Raw genomic sequence first — 17,659 nt, 5'->3', positions numbered from 1 at the left:
GCGCCCCACCAAAATCCGGACGCCTCGTGATTCTTCGCCGGATCGCTGATCGAATCGCCTTGACCAGCGTTTTCGTCCGCCCGGAAATTCGTTGTAATACGTACCGGTCGGAATGTCGGACGATCTCCGTCACCTCTTCGAGCGAATTGGCCGCCCACCCCGTAACCTGGGGGTATGCCGATCCAGGTACTGCTCGTCGACGACCACGAACTGGTCCGCCGCGGGCTCCGCGACCTCCTCGGCGACGAGCCCGACATCGAGGTCGTCGCCGAAGCGGGCAGCGTCGAAGAGGCGTTGGCGGTCGCGATGCACGTCGAGCCGGAGGTCGCGGTGGTCGACGTCCGCCTCGGCGACGGCGACGGCATCACGCTCTGCCGCGAGCTGCGGTCGAAACCGAACCCGCCGGCGTGCCTGATGCTCACGGCGTTCGACGACGAAGAGGCGATGGTCGGCGCGATCATGGCCGGCGCGGCGGGTTACCTGCTGAAACAGGTGCGCGGGCAGGACGTGGTGACCGCCGTCCGCGAGGTCGCGGCCGGCCGGTCGCTGCTGGACCCGGTGAGCACCGCGCGGGTGCTGGACAAGATGCGCCACCCGCCGACGGACGAGCTGGCCGCGCTGACCGAGCGCGAGCGCGACGTGCTCGAGCTGATCGGCCAGGGCCTGTCGAACCGGGAGATCGCCGAGCGGCTCTTCCTCGCCGAGAAGACGGTCAAGAACTACGTCACGTCCGTGCTGGCGAAGCTCGGCATGCAGCGCCGGACGCAGGCCGCCGCCTGGGTCGCGCGCCGGGAGAAGTAACCCGCCGCAGCGGGACTGTCCGCAAGCCGCCGTTCGCTGCGTACTTTTCACGGCCGTGTCACCGTGCGCCACGTCAGGCCGGGTTTGCACACTCCGGATTCACTCGAACGTGAGTCGAATATATGTTCGAGAATTCGGTAAGATTCTTCCCGAGGACGTGGGAAGGAGGCTTGGATGACCCGAGAAGGGTGAGCCCGAGTCAGGTGTGCTTGTCAGTCGAGAGGCAGGTCGAACGCCACCAGGGTGCCGAGGCTGGGTGAGGAGTTCAGGAAGAACTTCCCGCCCGCGGCGTCCGCGCGTTCGGCGAGGTGGCGCAGGCCGCGAGTGGCGACACCTTGGGGGACGCCGGAACCGTTGTCCCGGACGCGGAGCTTCACACCGTGCGAGTCCCGGGCCAAAGTGACGCGGGTTTCGCTCGCGCCGGAGTGTCTGACCACATTGGACAGTGCTTCGCGCAGGGCGGCCCGGATGTGATCGGCGCGTTCGGCGGGGACGTCGGCGAACTCACCGGACAGCTCCAGGGTCGGCGGGTAGCCGAGCAGCTCCCCCGCGATACGGACCTCGCCGCGCGCCGATTCGGCAAGGTCGGCCGGTGTGCCGGTGTCGTGGCGAGGTTCCGCTGACCGCAGCGCGCGCACGGTCCCGCGGATCTCCTCGATGGTCTGGTCGAGCTGGTCGATCGCGTCGGACAGGCGAGCGCCGTCGGCCTGGGCGAACCGCTTGCGCATGTTGCGCCGCACCCGGTCGAGCTGCATCCCGGCGCCGTAGAGGCGTTGGACGATGACGTCGTGGAGCTCACGGGCGATGCGCTCCCGCTCCTCGTAGAGCGCGACACGGTGGCGAGCGTTGGCGCCCTCGGCGAGCGCGAGCACCACCCCGGCTTGCGCGGCGAAGGCGACGAGCATTTCCACCGTCCCCGCGGAGAAGGGCTCGCGCCCCTGCTTCCGGTAGACGGTGAGTGCGCCGAGCACGCGGCCCCCGGACCCGAACGGCGCGGCGGCGAAGGGCCCGTACCCGTGCAGTTCGGCGGGAACGTAGGGCGCGGTCCGCGGATCGACGGTGAAGTCATCGCTGGCGATGGGTTCACCACCGCGAGCGACCCGTCCGGCCGCGGAGTCGGCGGGAAGGGACAGCCCGCGGAGCGACTCGCCGACCACCGGGACGGCAACGCTGCTGTCGGCGGCTGACGCCGATTCGCTGCCGCGCGCGCTTGGCCGCGAAGTGTCCGGCTCCGGTGCGGTCGACGCTGACGCGGCTGACCCCGCGACGGCGTTGCCGGCCGAGGCGTTCGGCTCGCCCGCGCGCCCGGGCTCGCCTTCCGGCTCGACCTCGGTGACCCCCGTGCGAGTCGGCGTGGCGCGTAGCCCGTCGGCGGACGCGGCGACCTCGCCCGGGTGAGGTGTGGCGTAGTGGGCGGCCTCGACGACCACGCGGCCGTCGTCGGCGCTGACCATGGCCAGGCCGAGGTCGGCGTCGGCGAGTTCGGCGGCGCGGGCGACGACCGTGTCCAGCACCGCGCCCGGGTCGTCGCCGGACAGGGCGGTGCTGGTGATCTCGGTGGCGGCGGACAGCGCCCGCGCGGCAAGCGTCGGATCCATGAGTTCCGTCATTATCGCGCGGCGCAGCGGCGGCGCGGCAAGGACACGGCGCGAATCGATCACGTCGCCCCGGCCACCGGCACTCGTGTGACGACCCGGCCGTCCCGGACCTCGAGCACCACGTCCGCGTCCTCGGCCTCGTCGGCGCGGTGGGTCACGTGCACCACGGTCCGCCCCGCGAGCGCCTCCCGAAGCCGCGCCCGCACAACGCGCGCGGTCGGCTCGTCGAGGTGGGCGGTGGGCTCGTCGAGCAGCACGAGCCCCGCCGAAGGCGCCCCGAGCAAGGCCCGCGCCAGCGCAACACGCTGCGCCTGCCCACCGGAGAGCCCGCTACCGCCACTGCCGAGCACAGTCGCCGGCTCGACGTCGTCGAGCGCCACTCGATGCAAGGCTTCGCGCAGCTCGTCCTCGGTGGCGGCCGGCCGCGCCAGCCGAAGGTTTTCGCCGACGGTGGTGGCGGCAAGCATCGGCTCCTGCGGCGCCCAGACAACACCCTCGGGCGCGCTGACGACACCCCGAGTCGGCGCGAGAAACCCGAGAAGAGCGGCAACCAGAGTCGACTTGCCGGCCCCACTACCCCCGACGACGGCCGCATAGGTCCCCGGCGCAAGAGCCAGATCGACACCACGCAACACGACGGGCCCATCCGGCCACCCGAGGTCAGCACCCCGCAGCTCAACAGACGGCACCTCGTGGTCCCTCGACGGGTTCCGGACCTGCACAGCAGTCTCGAGCTCAGCCGAAGGTCCGGCAATCTCGACCAGAGCCCGAGCGGCACTCGCGACACCAGCCGACCGCGACCCGGCGGCCTTGCGCGACCGGGAGGCCGCCACCTCGAACCGACGCTCCGCGGCACCCTCAATGCCAGCCGACTCCCACCCGGCAGCCCCAACCTCCGCCTCGGCGCGAGACCCAGCGGTACCCACGAAGCCAGCGGGTTGCTGCGCGGCGGCCCGGACCTCCGACTCGGCGTCAGACCCAGCGACACCGACGAGGCCAGCGGGTTGCTGCGCGGCGGCCCGAACCTCCGACTCGGCGTCAGACCCAGCGACACCCACGAAGCCAGCCGACTCCCGCCCGGCAGCCCGCACTTCCGACTCGACGCAAGACTCAGCCGCACCCACAAAGTCAGCCGACTCCCACCCGGCAGCCCGGACCTCCGAATCCGCGCGAGACCCAGCCGCACCCTCAAAGCCAGCCGACTCCCACCCGACAGCCCCGGCCTCCGACCCGGCGCGAGACCCAGTCGCACCCCCAAAACCAGCGGGTTGCTGCGCGGCGGCCCAGCCCGACACTGCCGCCACCTCGACCGGAGGGTCAGCGGCATCTGCAATCTCAGCCAGTTGCCGACTGGTGGCCCGGCGCATTCCTGCCGTCGCCAACTCGGCGCGAGACTCCGCGGCACCCGCAGCACCGGCTGGCCGCGAACTGGCGGCCACCGACTTGCCCTGCCCGGCGCGTGGAGCTACCTTCGCGGCTCCGTCGGGGGTGTCGGCCAGGCGGTGGCGGGCCTGCTTCAGCGTGTCCCAGTGCTGGGCCACCGGCGGCAGCAGCGCGAGCACCTCCGCCAACGCCAACGGCACCAACGCCAGCAGTGGCGCCAGCACCGGATCAAGCCGTCCAGCCGAGACTGCCTGGGCCGCGAAGGCCGTGCTCACGATCGCCGCCGTGCCGCAGGCCAGTGTCACCAGGGCCTCCGCCGCGCCCACTCCGAAGGCCTGGCGGCGGGCCTGGGTCACCAACCGGGTGTCGGCCTCGGCAAGGGCGTGGCGATGCTCCGCCGCCCGGCCGAACGCCAGCAGCTCGGCCGCTGCCTCGAAAAGCACCAAGACCCGCGATGCGACGTCGCGTCGGCCGGTCGCCAGCACTGATGTCGCGCGGCGTTCGGCTCGCAGCGCGACCAGCGGCGCGCACAAGCCGGCCGCGACCGCCGCCGCGAGCGTCCAGCCCGCCGCGGGCAGGACCCAGGCCTGGACCGCGATCGCTCCGGCCGCGACCAACGCCACCACCAGCGGCGGCGACACCACCCGGGGCAGGAGGTCGCGCACCGTGTCGACGTCGGCGACCAGGCGACGCTGACCCTCGCCCGCGCGCAGGCCTCGCGCCGGGCCGAGGCGGACCAGGGAATTCCACAGCCGCACGCGGAGGCGGCCTGCGATGCGGAACGCGGCGTCGTGCGTGACCAGGCGTTCCGCGTACCGGAGGCCGGCGCGGCCCAGGCCGAACGCGCGGACGCCGACCACGGCGACCGTCAGCGTCAGGATCGGTGGCTGCTGGGACGCCTTGGCGATGAGCCAGCCGGACGTCGCGGTCAGCGCGACGCCGGCCAGCAGGGCCACCGCGCCGAGCGCCGCGCCTCCGAAGAGGCGTCCGTCGAGGAAGGCTCGCCAGGGCAGCGGCGTCGCGAATGAGTCCTTTGTGGATGGTTCAGGCGCGTCCGGAGGAGAAATCGACATAGCGACGGCGGCGGTGCGCTCGTGGGCCGCGATCACCGCCGCGGCTCCGTTGTCGACCGCGCGCTGCACCGCGTCGAGCACCAGCCGCGCGCTGGTCTCGTCGAGGTGGGCGGTCGGCTCGTCGAGCAGGAGGAGCCACGCGCCTTCGCGCACTCGCTGCAAGGCCCGCGCGACCGCGACGCGCTGACGCTGCCCCAGCGAAAGCTTCGCCACCGGACGGTCCGCCAGCCCGGCCAGGCCGAGCTCGGCAAGACCGGCGTCCGAGCCGACCTCTTCGCGGACCGTGCCGCCCGTGAACACCGGCGACTGCGGCACCCACGCGACCTGCTCGCGCCAGCGCGTGAGGTCGGCGTCGGCGAGGTCCGTCGCTCCGACCGTGATGCTTCCGTCGTGCGCGGGAACGAAGCCGAGGAGCGCTGAGAGCGTCGTCGATTTTCCGCCGCCGCTGGGGGCGCGGAGCCAGTGCGTCTCGCCCGGACGGATCGTGAACGTCTCGCCGTCCGGCGCGAATCCGCCCCGACGGGCCACCCGCAACGAAGAAACGTGCAGGTCACGACCATCCGGAACCGCAGAACCGATGACAGGCGCCGGGACGGCCAGCAGGTCGACGACCCGGCGGACCGCCTCGACGCCGTCCTCGCTGGCGTGGAACGCGGCGCCGACCGCGCGCACCGGCTGGTAGCACTCCGGCACGAGGATCAGCACACCCAGCCCGATGGCCAGCGGCAGGTGGCCGCCCGCGAGCCGAACGCCGATCACGACCGCGACGAGCGCGACCGAAAGCGTCGCGATCAGTTCGAGCACGAACGCCGATGAGAAGGCGGCTTTCAACGTCTTGAGCGTCGCGCGGCGGTGACGTTCGGAGAGCTTCCGGACTGTCTCGGCCTGGGCGGCCGCGCGGCGGAACGCGGTCAGCACCGGCAGCACGCGCACCAGTTCGAGCAGCCGCTCGGACATCCGGTGCGTCGCGTCGGTGGCGCCGGCGACGCGGCCGGCCGTGAACTTGCCGACCAGGATCGCGAACACCGGCAGCAGCGGCACGGTCAGTGCGACGATCACGCCCGACGGCCAGTCGGCGAACAGGATCGCCGCGCCGGCGCCGAGCGGCACGACAGCCGCAGTCACCAGCGCGGGCAGGTACTCGCGGAAGTACGCGTCGAGCGCGTCGAGGCCGCGGGTCGTCAGCGCGGTCAGCTCGCCGTGGCCACGCCGCGCGATCCACTCCGGGCCGAGGCGCAGGGCGTGGTCGACGGCTTTCGCGCGCAACTCGCGTTGCGCTGTCGCCGCCGCGCGGGCGGCGATCGTGCGCACCGCCCAGCCGGTCAGCGCGCGCGTCGCGACGAGCGCGATCAGCGCGGCCAGCTGGGCGGCGCGTCCGCCGGAACCCGCTCCGACGATCGCCGCGAGGACGTCGGCGAGCAGGAATGCCTGGGCCACCAGCGCGGCGGCGTTGAGGAACGAGAGGAATCCCACCAGGGCCAGCGCTCGGCGCACGGCCGGCACGAGGGCCGGCAATGCGCCGAGCGGGCCCTTTCCCGGCCGCGCCGAGTCCACTGTGGACTCCGAGGCGAGAAGGGGAGCGCGCCCGGGAAGCTGCGTCATGGTGCGTGGACCGCCGGGATGTGCTGGGTGCCGATGCGCTTGCGGAACACCCAGTACGTCCAGCCCTGGTAGATCAGCACGGCGGGGGCGCCGAAGACGGCGACCCAGGTCATCACCGTCAGCGTGTACGGGCTCGACGCCGTGTCGGCGATGGTCAGCGTGTTGGCGGCGTCGAGGGTCGAGGGCAGGACGTTCGGGAAGAGCGAGCCGAACATCGTGACGGCGGCCCCGGCGATGACGACGCCGAGCGCGGCGAACGCCTGGCCGTCGCGGTCGGCGCGCAGCTTCAGCCAGGCGACTACTGCAGCGAGAGCACTGATCCCAAATGCGAGCAGTGTCCACAGGGTGCCTTCGCGCCACTGGACGACCGTCAGGAACGCGACGACCGGCACCATCGCGAGGGGCAGCAGCCTGATCGCCAGGTTCCGCGCGCGTTCCCGCAGTTCACCCGTGGTTTTGAGGGCGAGGAACGCGGCGCCGTGAGTGATCGAGAAGGCGGCGACGGCGATCGCGCCGAGCAGGGTGTCCCAGCGGAAGGCGGCGAACGCGGAGCCGACGCGGTTGCCTTCGGCGTCGAGGGGCAGGCCGAGGACGGACGTCGCGAGGATCAGCCCGACGCCGAGCGGCGGGATCCACGAGCCGACCATGATCACGCGGTCCCAGGTGCGGCGCCAGCGGTCCGAGTCGACCTTGCCGCGGTATTCGAAGGCGACGCCGCGGCCGATCAGGGCGAGCAGCAGGAGGAGAAGCGGCAGGTAGGCGGCGGAGAAGAGACTGGCGTACCAGCCGGGGAAGGCGGCGAACATCGCGCCGCCGGCGACGATCATCCAGACTTCGTTGCCGTCCCAGACCGGCCCGATGGTGTTGACCATGACGCGGCGCTCGGTGTTGTCGCGCGCGAGCACCGGCAGCAGCATGCCGACGCCGAAGTCGAAGCCCTCGAGGAACAGGTAGCCGGCCCAGAAGAAGGCGATGACGCAGAACCAGATCGTCGCGAGGGTCATCGGACGCCCCCTACCACTTCGGTCCGACGTTCGGCCGTGGCCGAGCCTCGATCGCCGTGAGTTATCCACAAGTGGTCGAGTTGTCCACAGATTTGCTGTGGGTAACCCGTGAGAGTGACCAAGCCGATACGCTGGGTTCGGGGACGCCCCCCGGGACGGGTGGGGGCTGCTTTGGGGGCGGTTGGGCCTGCGGCAGAGGGTTTTGGCTGGTCAGCGGGGGTGGGCTCGGCCGGGGTGTGGGTTTTCGTGGTGCTCATCGTCGCCGCCTCAGTAGGCGAACGCGAGCGTGTCGCCCGGTTCGTTGTCGTCGTTCTTGGGCTTCGATGGCGGCATCACCGCGTCGATGCCGCCGCGGATGTACTTGCGCATCAGGTACAGCTCCACCACGCCCAGCACGGCGTACACCGTGGTCAGGGCGATGAGGGACGTCCAGACCTCGCCGGTCGACAACCGCGAGACCGCCTGGGCCGTGAACATCCAGACGCCGTCGACGCCGGACGGGTTCGGGGCCACCACGAACGGCTGACGGCCCATCTCCGTGAAGATCCAGCCCGCGCTGTTGCCCAGGAACGGGGTGGCTACGCCGAGGAGCACCAGCCACGGGAACCAGCGTGAGCCGGGGATGCGGTCGCGGCGGGTCAGCCACAGGGCCAGCAGGCCGATGCCCGCCGACACCGCGCCGAAGCCGATCATCATGCGGAAGCCCCAGTACGTCACCGGGAGGTTCGGCACGTAGTCGATCGGCTTGCCCGCCAGCGAACCCAGGTCCGGGTCGTCCGGGTAGTTCGTGCCGTACTTCGCCTGGTACTCCCCGATCAGGTCCTCGACGCCCTTGACCTCGGTCTTGAAGTCGTTGTGCGCCAAGAACGAGAGCAGCGCGGGCACGTTGAACGTCTTGACGTCCTCGCAGTCGGACCCCGCGACGTCGCCGATCGCGATGATCGAGAAGCTCGCCGGCTTTTCCGTGTGGCACAGGGCTTCCGCCGACGCCATCTTCATCGGCTGCTGCTCGAACATCAGCTTGCCCTGCGTGTCCCCGGTGATCGCCAGGACCGCGAACGCGGCGACGCCGACCCAGCCGCCGAGGCGCAGTGACGTGCGCCAGACGTCCTGGTGGTCGCCGCGCCGCCAGAGGTGCCAGCCCGCGATGCCGACCAGGAACGCCGCCGCCACCGAGAACGCGCCGGCCAGCGTGTGCGGGATCGCGGCCAGCGCCGTGTTGTTCGTCAGCACCGCCCAGATCGAGTTCATCGTCGGCTTGCCGTTCTCGAACGTCACGCCGACCGGGTGCTGCATCCACGAGTTCGCGGCCAGGATGAAGTACGCCGAGGCCATCGTGGCCAGCGAAAACGCCCACGCGCAGGCCAGGTGCACCTTCTTCGGCAGCCGGTCCCAGCCGAAGATCCACAGGCCGAGGAACGTCGACTCGACGAAGAACGCGACGAGCCCTTCCATGGCCAGCGGCGCGCCGAAGACGTCGCCGACGAACCGGGAGTACGCGCTCCACGTCATCCCGAACTGGAACTCCTGCACGATCCCGGTCACCACGCCCATGGCGAAGTTGACCAGCAGCAGCTTGCCCCAGAACTTGGTCATCCGCAGGTGCCGCAGCTCGCCGGTGCGGACCCAGCGGGTCTGCATCGCCGCGACCAGGATCGACATCCCGATGGTCAACGGGACCATCAGGAAGTGGTAGACGGTGGTGATGCCGAACTGCCACCGCGCTAGCTCAAGGACCTCCACGTAGCCCAGCGTGCTCCGGGCCCGGCGGCGCGACCAGTTCAACTGGTCCCGATGTGCCCAGGACCAACGTCCTGGGTGACTACAACCGGTCGAGCGCCGCCCGCGCCTCCTCGGCGACCGCGCGCCGCGGGCCGGTGTCGCCGAGCTCGAGCACGTGCTTCAGGGCCAGCGCGTACGCCGTGTCGAACGCCTTCTCCGCGTCGACCGGGATGTCCGGGCGGACGCCGGTGCCCTCCCAGTTCTCCCCCGTCTCCGGGTGGAACGAGCGGGCGATCGACACGGTCACGTCGAGATAGGTGTCCACTTTGTACTGTTCACGCGGGTGCGCGCCGCCGCGGCTGGGCTCGCCGACGGTCTTCGCGCGGCCCTGCTGCTGCAGGGAGAACGCGAGGTCCTCGCCGCCGGAGAACGTGCGCGGGCCGGTGAGCACCCAGATCGGCTTCGTGCCGCCGAACTTCGCGCCCGGCACGTACGGCAGCGTCCACATCTGGGTCGTGCGGTCGCCCTCGCGCTCGTAGATGTTCAGGTAGTTGACCTGCTCGTCGACCAGGTAGCTCTGCAGCAGCGCGCTCGTGCCCGGGGTGCCGCCGCGGTTGCGGCGCACGTCGAGCAACAGTGCGTCGGTGGGCGCCAGCAGCGTCATCGCCGCCGCGATCGCGGGCCCGGCCAGCTCGGCCGGGTAGAGGAGTGTCGTGTCGAGGTAGCCGACGTTGCCCGCCAGCCGCCGGACCGCCGCGATGCCGAACGCCTCCAGCTCGGCTTCGACCCGGAACTCCTCGGAGTCGAACTTCGCGTCCCCGTCTTCGGGGACCGGGTCGAGGTGGTGGCGCAGCCGCACGTGCTTGTCGCCGTTCACCGACTGCAGATCCACTGTGACGACCGTCGCGAACTCGGCGTCGTCGAGATCCGCGTACGCGCCTTCATCGAGACGCCGGCGAAGCACCTCCGCCAGCTTCGCCGCGACGTCCGGGAAGACGTAGTGCGCGTCCAGCCGGCGGATGACCTCGTTGACCTGCGCAGTGCGCGCTTCTGACCCCATGCCCGCAACCTACCGCAGACCACAACCGAAAATTCGGTGTGCCGAAGAAAATTGTGCGCCCGTCCGCGATGACAAATTCATGGGCACCGATTCGGCAATTTCGCGGAAGCCATCAGCTTGCGACTCGCTGAACCTCCCCTTTATCGTTGCAGTGAAAGGGGAGAGAAATACACATGACTACCGCGATGGTGGCGCTGATCAGCGCGTTCGGCCTGGTCCTCGCCGTGGAGCTGCCGGACAAGACACTGGTCGCGACCTTGGTGCTGACCACCCGTTTCCGCGGCTGGCCGGTATTCGCCGGGGTGTGCGCCGCGTTCGCCGTGCAATGTGTCATCGCGGTCGCGTTCGGCAGTGTGTTGACGTTGTTGCCGGACGTCGTCCTTTCCCTGGTCGTGGCCGGCATGTTCGGGCTCGGCGCTTTCATGCTCCTTCGCGAGGGATTCAGCGGAGCCGACGAAGCAGGCGAAGACGCTTCGCGCACAGGCCCCTCGCCAGCGTCCTTCTGGCGCTCCGCGCTGACGTCCTTCGGTGTGCTCTTCGCCGCCGAGTGGGGTGACGCCTCCCAGCTCGCGACGGCGAGCCTGACCGCCCGGATCGGCAACCCCCTGGCCGTCGGCGTCGGCTCGTTCGCCGCGCTCGTCGTGGTGGCCGGGCTCGCGGTGTTCATCGGCGGGAAGATCCGCAACCGGATCCGGCCGAAGCTGATCCAGCGCATCGCCGGGTTCGTGTTCGCCGGGTTCGCGGCGTTCGCCCTGCTCCAGCTGGCTTTCTGACCTGGACGTACGGACTCTTCACAGGATCACGCGGTAACCTTTCGGGAACGAAAGGGTGAGGGCAAGGTGAACACCACCTTGCCCTTCTCCTTGTCCTCGATGTGCCAGGAGAACCGCAAGTGACCGCACCGCAGCCGCAGACCGCCGTCTCGCCGGTGCACGGCAGGCTCGCGCTGGGCGGCATCGGCCTGGCCGTGGCCATCTCGATCGACCTGCACCTGCGCCTCTCGAGCCAGGTCAGCCCGATCTGGCAGACGCTCTCGGAGTACGTCTACGGCAAGGTCGGCGGCTCGTCGGCCGCGCCGCTGTTCAGCGCGATGTGCCTGGCGCTCGCGCTCGGCTCAGTCGCCCTGCTCACCGGCATCGCGAAGGCGCGCCGCCCGGGCACCACCGCCGTCTGCGTGCTGCTCGGTGTCTGGTCCGCCGGGCTGCTGGTGTGCGGGCTCGTGCGCGTCGACCCGGACGGTGAAGCGCGTTCGCTGTCCGGACAGGTGCACAACATCGCCGCGCTGACGGCGTTCGTCGCGTTGCCCGCGGCCGCGTTCGTGCTGACCCGCAGGGGTCGCGAGCGGTGCCCGTGGGAGCCGCGCCGCAGCACGATCCGGCGCCTGGCCACGGCGAGCTTCGCCAGTGTCGGCGTCGTGCTCGGCGGCTTCGTCGTCACGCTGATCATCGGCCCGGCGCACCAGGAGGTCACGCTCGGGCTGTTCGAGCGGCTCCTGTTCAGCGTCGACGTCGCGCTGCTGCTGACCATGGTCCGGCCGCTCGTGGCCGCGTCCCGGCGCTAGTTCGACTCCCCCGGCCCGACCAGGATCGGCTCGACGCCGTGCCCGGTCAGCCACCACGACTCGTACGCCGGATCCGGCCAGACCGACAGCTCGGCGCCGTCGTCGAACGTCAGCGCGAGGCTGCCGGACCGCAGCCGGACGGCGGTCACCGTGCGGCCGAACAGGTCCAGCACCGGCGCCAGCGCGGCCCCGGTGGCCGGCCTGAGGTCGTGGCAGCGGCCTGCGGCGTCACGCAGCCGGAACGCCGTCTCGACGACCAGTTCGGCGTCGACCCGCGGCTCTTCGTCCGCCGGCTCGTCGACGAGTTCGAGACGCACCTGGAAGTCGAACGCGGTCCGGCGGACCGCGCAGCCGACGAGCTCCTCGGGAATCTTCACCGCACCCCCGGCCGGGTCACGACGGCTCCCCGGCGAGCCGCCTCTGGCACCACGAGATCACATCCCGGCGCCCATGCGCCAACTACGCATCCGTTCGGAGCACCCCGGTCAGCCGGGCGGCGGCCGCGACGACCTGCGGACCGACCTCGGTGGCCTTGAGAGGTTCGAGGGAGACGACGCCGACGCTCGCCCGCAGCCCGGGCACCCCGCGGACCGGCGCGGCGACACCGGACGCGCCCGCTTCCAGCTCGCCGGCCGACGTCACCCAGCCGTCGCCGCCGGGGCGCAGGGTCATCGCCTTGCCGGCCGCACCCGAGTTCAGGGCGTGCCGGCTGCCGACGCGGTAGGCGACGTGGAAACTCGTCCAGGACGGCTCCACGACGGCCACCGCAAGCGCTTGCGCCCCCTGGGCGACCGACAGGTGCGCGGTCGCCCCGACCTTCTCGGCCAGCTCGCGCAGCACCGGGCCGGCCGCGTCCCGCAGCTGCGGGAGCACCTGCCCGGCCAGCCGCAGCAGGCCGACGCCGAGCCGGACCTTGGTGCCGTCGCGCCAGACCAGCCCGCGCTCGGACAGCGGCACCAGCAGCCGGTAGACGGCCGCGCGGCTGGCCCCGATGGCCACGGCCAGCTCGGAGATGGTCGCCGCGTCGCCGCCGGCGTCGGCCACCGCCTGCAGCAGCGCCAAGCCCCGGTCGAGCGTCAGCGACCCCTCCCGGCCGGTCACAGCAAGCCGAGTTCGCCCATGTCGGCGACCGGCTCGTCGAACGAAGCGGCCGCGTAGGACGCGAAGAGCTCTCGCACGGCCTTCGCGGCCGGCTCGGGCAACGCGCGGGCCTCGTCGGCCAGCGCCTGGCCGTCGGTCTCCTCCAGGGCCGCTCGGACGTCGCCGCCGGCCAGGCTGCGCGCGGACGCCACGAGCAGGTTGAGGAAGCCGTGGTGCACGAAGCCGGTACCCGGGTCGGCGTGGCGGACGGCGCGGTGGAGGCTGTTCGTCGCCTTGAACGAGGCGCCGGCGGAGCCGCTGACGACGGCCAGGAAGTCCGCCACCTCGTCGACGCTCGGGAAGTTTTCGCCCGCCTTGCCGCCGCAGCGGATCTTCGGCCAGCTGCCGTGCTCGATCACCTTGCGGACGCCGTCGAGCCAGCCGACGCCGCGCCGCGGCTCGACCACCCGGATGACGTCCTCGGGGACGAACTCCGAGACGCGTTCCAGCCACACCTCGTCGACGTCGGACGGGGCCGGCATCTCGACCATCCGCAGCGCGAGCAGCTCACTGCGCGACTCGACGATGGAAATCGCCTTCGGCACACCGCCGAGCCCGGTGTCGATGATCAAGGAAAGCGGCAGCGGCTGCTTCGGCTTGATCTTGATCAACTCGGTGATCAGCTCGGGCAGACGGGACGCCTGGCAGAGAAAAACCCCCAGTACACCTGCGTGTTCGGACTCCCGGCTCGCGAAATGCGCGCGCAGGGCTTCGGGCATGGCCGCATCGCCCGGCGGGAACAGCGCCGAGTCGTCGACGAGCCTCGCGAACAGGGGAGGGATCCCACGGGGGCCGGGGGGCGTGAGTTCCACAGCGCTTGACACGAATGACACGCTAGTAGCGTACGACATGAGGACAAAATCGTTCGCACAACGGACACGTCAGGAGGGGACATCGATGCCTTACTACCGGCGGGTAGGCGAGATCCCGCACAAGCGGCACACGGCCTTCCGCAAGCCGGACGGCGGGCTCTACGCCGAAGAGCTGATGGGCGTCGAAGGCTTCTCCGCCGACTCCGCGCTGCTCTACCACCGCGGGCTGCCGACGGCGATCGTCGACGCGGTCGCCGTCGAGGAGGACCGCGGGTCGCTCACCCCGAACCACCCGCTCAAGCCGCGGGCCTACAAGACCGGCGAGCTCAAGTTCGGCGGTGACGCCGACGCGGTGACCGGCCGGCGACGGCTGTTCGGCAACGCCGACGTCTCCATCGGCTTCGTGACGGCGACCGCGCCGAGCCCGCTGTACCGCAACGCGGCCGGCGACGAACTGTTCTACGTCCAGGGCGGCTCCGCGACCGTCGAGACGATCTACGGCAGCCTCGAGGTCGGCGACGGCGACTACCTGGTGATCCCGACGTCGTGCACCTACCGCGTCCTCCCGCACGGCGAGGTCAGCCTCTTCACGCTCGAAGCGCGCGGGCACATCGGGCCGCCGAAGCGCTACCTGTCGGCGAAGGGCCAGTTCCTGGAGCACTCGCCGTACTGCGAGCGCGACGTCCGCGGGCCGGCCGAGCCGCTGCTGGAAGACGGCGAAGACGTCGAGGTGCTCGTGCGCCACCGCGCCGGCCTGACCCGCTACACGTACGCGACGCACCCGTTCGACGTCGTCGGCTGGGACGGCTGCCTGTACCCGTGGGCGTTCAACATCGACGACTTCGAGCCGATCACCGGCCGCGTGCACCAGCCGCCGCCCGTGCACCAGACGTTCGAGGGCCCGAACTTCGTGGTCTGCTCCTTCTGCCCGCGGAAGGTCGACTACCACGAGGACTCGATCCCGGTGCCGTACAACCACGCGAACGTCGACTCCGACGAGCTGATGTTCTACGTGCGCGGCAACTACGAGGCCCGCAAGGGCTCGGGGATCGGCGTCGGCTCGCTGTCGCTGCACCCGTCCGGTTTCACGCACGGCCCGCAGCCGGGCGCGGCGGAGGCGTCGATCGGCGCGGAGTTCTTCGACGAAACCGCCGTCATGGTCGACACTTTCGCCCCGCTGGAGCTCGGCGAAGCGGCCGACGCGTCCGAAGACCCCGGTTACGCGTGGACGTGGTCCAAGCGCGGCCCTAAGGGATAGTCAAGTTTCGGCAACGTGACCCCGGCGCTCCCCCGCCGACCGGATAATGGAATTCCGGTCGGCGGAGGGGGCGTTTTCGGTGATCAATTCCCAGCCAGCGCGAAGAAAGAGAAAGATTCTGCCCTTTCTCGCCGCGATCGTGGTCGCGGCGGGGCTGATCATCGGGATCCGGGCCTGGACCAGTGGTTCGGACGACGAGGCCGACGCGCCGAAATGCACCGGCTCGGACGCGATCGCGCTGAACGTCGCGTCGTCGCCGGAAAAGGTCGGCATCGTCCAGGAAGCCGCGAAGACCTACTCCGGCCGGTCGGTCGCCGGCCATTGTGTCGACGTCGTCGTGAAGTCGAAATCGTCGGGTGTCGCGATGCAGGCGCTGGCGAACGGCTGGAACGAAGCCACCGACGGGCCGCGCCCCGACGTCTGGACGCCGGCCGCGAGCGGCTGGGTCAACCTCCTGCGCGTCAACGCCAAGGGGGACAGCGGATCGATCGTGCCCGACGGGGACACGCAGTCGATCGCGAACTCGCCGCTGACCATCGCGATGCCGAAGCCGATGGCCGAGGCGCTCGGCTGGCCGTCGAAGCCGATCGGCTGGAAGGACCTGGCCGCGCTGGCCACGGACCCGGCGGGCTGGGCGAAGTTCGGACACCCGGAGTGGGGCAAGTTCCGGCTGGGCAAGACGAACCCGAACATCTCCACGGCCGGCCTGAACGCCACGATCGGCGCCTACTACGCCGCGACCGGGACGTCGTCCGACCTCACCGCCGCCGCGCTCGAGAAGCCCGAGGCGAAGCAGTTCGTCACGAACATCGAGCAGGCGATCGTGCACTACGGCGACAACACGCTGACGTTCCTGACGAACCTGCAGAAGGCCGACGACAAGGGCGCGGCGCTGTCGTACATCTCGGCGGTGACCGTCGAGGAGAGCTCGCTGATCGGCTACAACCAGGGCAACCCGACGAACGACCCGGCGAAGGTCGGGCAGCACGCGCCGCCGAAGGTGCCGATCGTCGCGATCTACCCGTCGGACGGCACGCTCAACTCCGATCACCCGTTCGTCACGCTCAACTGGGCCGATCAGACGCGCAAGCAGATCGCCGCGGACTTCCTCGGCTACCTGCGCGGGCCGGAGACCCAGCAGAAGTTCGCCGCGCTGGGGTTCCGCTCCTTCGACGGCAAGCCGGGCGCGCAGGTGACCACCGCCAACGGCGCGCAGCCGGACGCGAAGATCAGCTTCCTGCAGCCGCCGTCGCCGTCGGTGCTGGCCAAGCTGCTGACGACGTGGACCGAGCTGCGCAAGAAGGCGAACGTGCTGCTCGTGGTCGACGTCTCCGGCTCGATGGGCGACGAGGTCAAGGGCACCGGCAAGAGCAAGATCGACCTGGCGAAGCAGGCCGCGATCGACGCGCTCGGCCAGTTCGTGCCGCGCGACCAGGTCGGGCTCTGGCAGTTCTCGACCCACCTCGACGGCGATCGGGACTACCAGGAGCTGCTCCCGGTGCAGGCCCTCGGCAACAGCGGCAAGGAGACGCTCGCGTCGCGCCTGAGCGGGCTCACGCCCCAGGCCGGCACCGGGCTCTACGACTCGTCGCTGGCCGCCTACGAGTACATGAAGGCCCACCTCGACCCGGCCGCGATCAACGCCGTGGTCGTGCTGACCGACGGCCGCAACGAGGACTCCGGCGGCGTCGACCTCGACCACCTGCTGCCGCAGCTGCGGCCCGAAGGCAACGCGGAGACGGTGCGGTTGTTCACCATCGCCTACGGCGGCGACGCCGACCAGGACGTGCTCAAGCAGATCGCCGAGTCGACCGAGGGGTCGGAGTACGATTCGTCCAAACCGGACTCGATCAACCAGGTCTTCACGTCCGTGATCTCGAACTTCTGATGAGATTCGTCCGCGAGCTCGCCGAACCGTGGGGGCTGCTGCTCGGCGCCACGTCGGCCGGCGTGGCGTGGGCCGTGCAGCTGCCGGTGGCCGCCGCGCTCGGCGTCGGCGTCGCGGTGCTGGCCGCCCGGGCCGGCGTCGCGCTCGCAACCCGCGAGAAGGAGCCTCCGGCCCGCGAAGCACGGGTCCTCGACGTGACGCCGGGGTCGGCCGAGGCCAACTGGCTGCACCGCGCCGAGCACGCCGCCGACGGCTTCGCTTCCCTCAGCGACTCGCTGGACTCGGGGCCGCTGGCCGACCGCGTGTCCGACATGGAACCGGTGGTCCGGGAGACGCTCTCGACGCTGCAGCGTCTGGCCGGCCGGGCCTCGGCGACGGGAAAGGCGTTGTCCCGCGTCGACTTGGACGCCGTCAGCCGCGAACAGCGCCGGCTGAAGGGCGAGCTGCGGTCGGCTCGCGAGGACGTCCGCGGCGACCTCGAGCAGGCCCTGAGCGCGGTCCAGGCCCAGGCGGACGTCCACGCTCGGTTGTCCGGGGCGCGGGACAAGCTGCTGGCGCAGCTGCAGTCGGGCGCGCTGGGCCTGGACAGCCTGGTGGCGCGCGTCGCCGAACTGACGGCGGCGACGACCGACTTCGCCGTGGACACCGGCGCGGTCCGGGAGCTGAGCGATCAGCTGGAGGGAATCCGCCAGGGAGTCCTGGAGACGGAGCAGGCGACGCGGCGGTCGTTGGGCTGACCGCGTGCTTGACCGCACCA

At 71.0% G+C, this 17,659-nt stretch carries 14 protein-coding genes; 6 read left to right on the top strand and 8 right to left on the bottom strand.

Features of this window, described 5'->3' with window-relative positions; all coding sequences use genetic code 11:
- The first annotated feature begins 174 nt into the window (after nt 1-174).
- Entirely contained in the window at nt 175-801 is a 627-nt protein-coding gene (locus OHS18_RS31740) for a response regulator transcription factor (protein WP_328446429.1), read from the top strand.
- A gap of 212 nt (nt 802-1,013) precedes the next feature.
- Here OHS18_RS31740 and OHS18_RS31735 read toward each other — a convergent pair whose 3' ends face one another.
- The 5 genes from OHS18_RS31735 to OHS18_RS31715 all read right to left on the bottom strand — a co-directional run bounded on the left by OHS18_RS31735 (nt 1,014) and on the right by OHS18_RS31715 (nt 10,243).
- Nucleotides 1,014-2,399, bottom strand: coding sequence for a GAF domain-containing sensor histidine kinase (locus tag OHS18_RS31735; RefSeq protein ID WP_328613354.1), 1,386 nt, complete (start codon nt 2,397-2,399; stop codon nt 1,014-1,016).
- Nucleotides 2,400-2,458: 59 nt separating this feature from the next.
- Nucleotides 2,459-6,457, bottom strand: coding sequence for a thiol reductant ABC exporter subunit CydD (gene cydD / locus OHS18_RS31730; RefSeq protein ID WP_328613353.1), 3,999 nt, complete (start codon nt 6,455-6,457; stop codon nt 2,459-2,461).
- A complete protein-coding gene (gene cydB, locus OHS18_RS31725; protein WP_328613352.1) occupies nt 6,454-7,461 on the bottom strand; it encodes a cytochrome d ubiquinol oxidase subunit II in 1,008 nt (335 codons plus the stop codon). Before cydB ends, cydD begins: the two co-directional genes overlap by 4 nt.
- A 267-nt stretch (nt 7,462-7,728) precedes the next feature.
- Nucleotides 7,729-9,204, bottom strand: a complete 1,476-nt coding sequence (locus OHS18_RS31720; RefSeq protein WP_328613351.1) for a cytochrome ubiquinol oxidase subunit I — start codon at nt 9,202-9,204, stop codon at nt 7,729-7,731.
- A gap of 79 nt (nt 9,205-9,283) precedes the next feature.
- Entirely contained in the window at nt 9,284-10,243 is a 960-nt protein-coding gene (locus OHS18_RS31715) for a S41 family peptidase (RefSeq protein ID WP_328613350.1), read from the bottom strand.
- A 185-nt stretch (nt 10,244-10,428) separates the two neighbouring features.
- Here OHS18_RS31715 and OHS18_RS31710 point away from each other — a divergent pair, with 185 nt between their 5' ends.
- Both OHS18_RS31710 and OHS18_RS31705 read left to right on the top strand, forming a co-directional pair.
- Complete coding sequence (locus OHS18_RS31710) at nt 10,429-11,016, top strand: TMEM165/GDT1 family protein (RefSeq protein ID WP_328459127.1); 588 nt, start codon at nt 10,429-10,431, stop codon at nt 11,014-11,016.
- A 119-nt stretch (nt 11,017-11,135) separates the two neighbouring features.
- On the top strand, nt 11,136-11,804 hold the full coding sequence (locus OHS18_RS31705) for a DUF998 domain-containing protein (protein WP_328613349.1): 669 nt from the start codon (nt 11,136-11,138) through the stop codon (nt 11,802-11,804).
- Here OHS18_RS31705 and OHS18_RS31700 read toward each other — a convergent pair.
- The 3 genes from OHS18_RS31700 to OHS18_RS31690 all read right to left on the bottom strand — a co-directional run bounded on the left by OHS18_RS31700 (nt 11,801) and on the right by OHS18_RS31690 (nt 13,756).
- A complete protein-coding gene (locus OHS18_RS31700) occupies nt 11,801-12,181 on the bottom strand; it encodes a DUF6188 family protein (protein WP_328446436.1) in 381 nt (126 codons plus the stop codon). The two genes, OHS18_RS31705 and OHS18_RS31700, sit on opposite strands and share 4 nt — an antisense overlap.
- 82 nt (nt 12,182-12,263) lie before the next feature.
- Nucleotides 12,264-12,905, bottom strand: coding sequence for an IclR family transcriptional regulator (locus tag OHS18_RS31695; RefSeq protein WP_328446438.1), 642 nt, complete (start codon nt 12,903-12,905; stop codon nt 12,264-12,266).
- A complete protein-coding gene (locus OHS18_RS31690) occupies nt 12,902-13,756 on the bottom strand; it encodes a hypothetical protein (RefSeq protein WP_328459128.1) in 855 nt (284 codons plus the stop codon). The genes OHS18_RS31695 and OHS18_RS31690 overlap by 4 nt, the downstream gene beginning before the upstream one ends.
- A gap of 85 nt (nt 13,757-13,841) precedes the next feature.
- Here OHS18_RS31690 and OHS18_RS31685 point away from each other — a divergent pair, with 85 nt between their 5' ends.
- From OHS18_RS31685 to OHS18_RS31675, 3 genes are read left to right on the top strand one after another with little or no spacing between them, the layout of a single operon-like run.
- Nucleotides 13,842-15,014, top strand: a complete 1,173-nt coding sequence (locus OHS18_RS31685) for a homogentisate 1,2-dioxygenase (protein WP_328446439.1) — start codon at nt 13,842-13,844, stop codon at nt 15,012-15,014.
- 46 nt (nt 15,015-15,060) lie between these two features.
- On the top strand, nt 15,061-16,902 hold the full coding sequence (locus OHS18_RS31680; RefSeq protein ID WP_328613348.1) for a substrate-binding and VWA domain-containing protein: 1,842 nt from the start codon (nt 15,061-15,063) through the stop codon (nt 16,900-16,902).
- Nucleotides 16,902-17,639: a hypothetical protein gene (locus tag OHS18_RS31675; RefSeq protein ID WP_328446441.1), complete on the top strand. Its 738-nt coding sequence runs from the start codon at nt 16,902-16,904 to the stop codon at nt 17,637-17,639. Before OHS18_RS31680 ends, OHS18_RS31675 begins: the two co-directional genes overlap by 1 nt.
- Nucleotides 17,640-17,659 lie beyond the last annotated feature (20 nt).

The organism is Amycolatopsis sp. NBC_00355 (assembly GCF_036104975.1).
Classification (GTDB): Bacteria; Actinomycetota; Actinomycetes; order Mycobacteriales; family Pseudonocardiaceae; genus Amycolatopsis.
Note: the sequence above shows the minus strand (reverse complement) of the source record. Positions and strands in the feature narration are given on the sequence as shown.

Coding starts and splice junctions, on each gene's coding strand:
- OHS18_RS31740 (WP_328446429.1), top strand. CDS start 175: ATGCCGATCCAGGTACTGCTCGTCGACGACCACGAACTGGTCCGCCGC.
- OHS18_RS31735 (WP_328613354.1), bottom strand. CDS start 2,399: ATGGATCCGACGCTTGCCGCGCGGGCGCTGTCCGCCGCCACCGAGATC.
- cydD (WP_328613353.1), bottom strand. CDS start 6,457: ATGACGCAGCTTCCCGGGCGCGCTCCCCTTCTCGCCTCGGAGTCCACA.
- cydB (WP_328613352.1), bottom strand. CDS start 7,461: ATGACCCTCGCGACGATCTGGTTCTGCGTCATCGCCTTCTTCTGGGCC.
- OHS18_RS31715 (WP_328613350.1), bottom strand. CDS start 10,243: ATGGGGTCAGAAGCGCGCACTGCGCAGGTCAACGAGGTCATCCGCCGG.
- OHS18_RS31710 (WP_328459127.1), top strand. CDS start 10,429: ATGGTGGCGCTGATCAGCGCGTTCGGCCTGGTCCTCGCCGTGGAGCTG.
- OHS18_RS31685 (WP_328446439.1), top strand. CDS start 13,842: ATGCCTTACTACCGGCGGGTAGGCGAGATCCCGCACAAGCGGCACACG.
- OHS18_RS31680 (WP_328613348.1), top strand. CDS start 15,061: ATGGAATTCCGGTCGGCGGAGGGGGCGTTTTCGGTGATCAATTCCCAG.
- OHS18_RS31675 (WP_328446441.1), top strand. CDS start 16,902: ATGAGATTCGTCCGCGAGCTCGCCGAACCGTGGGGGCTGCTGCTCGGC.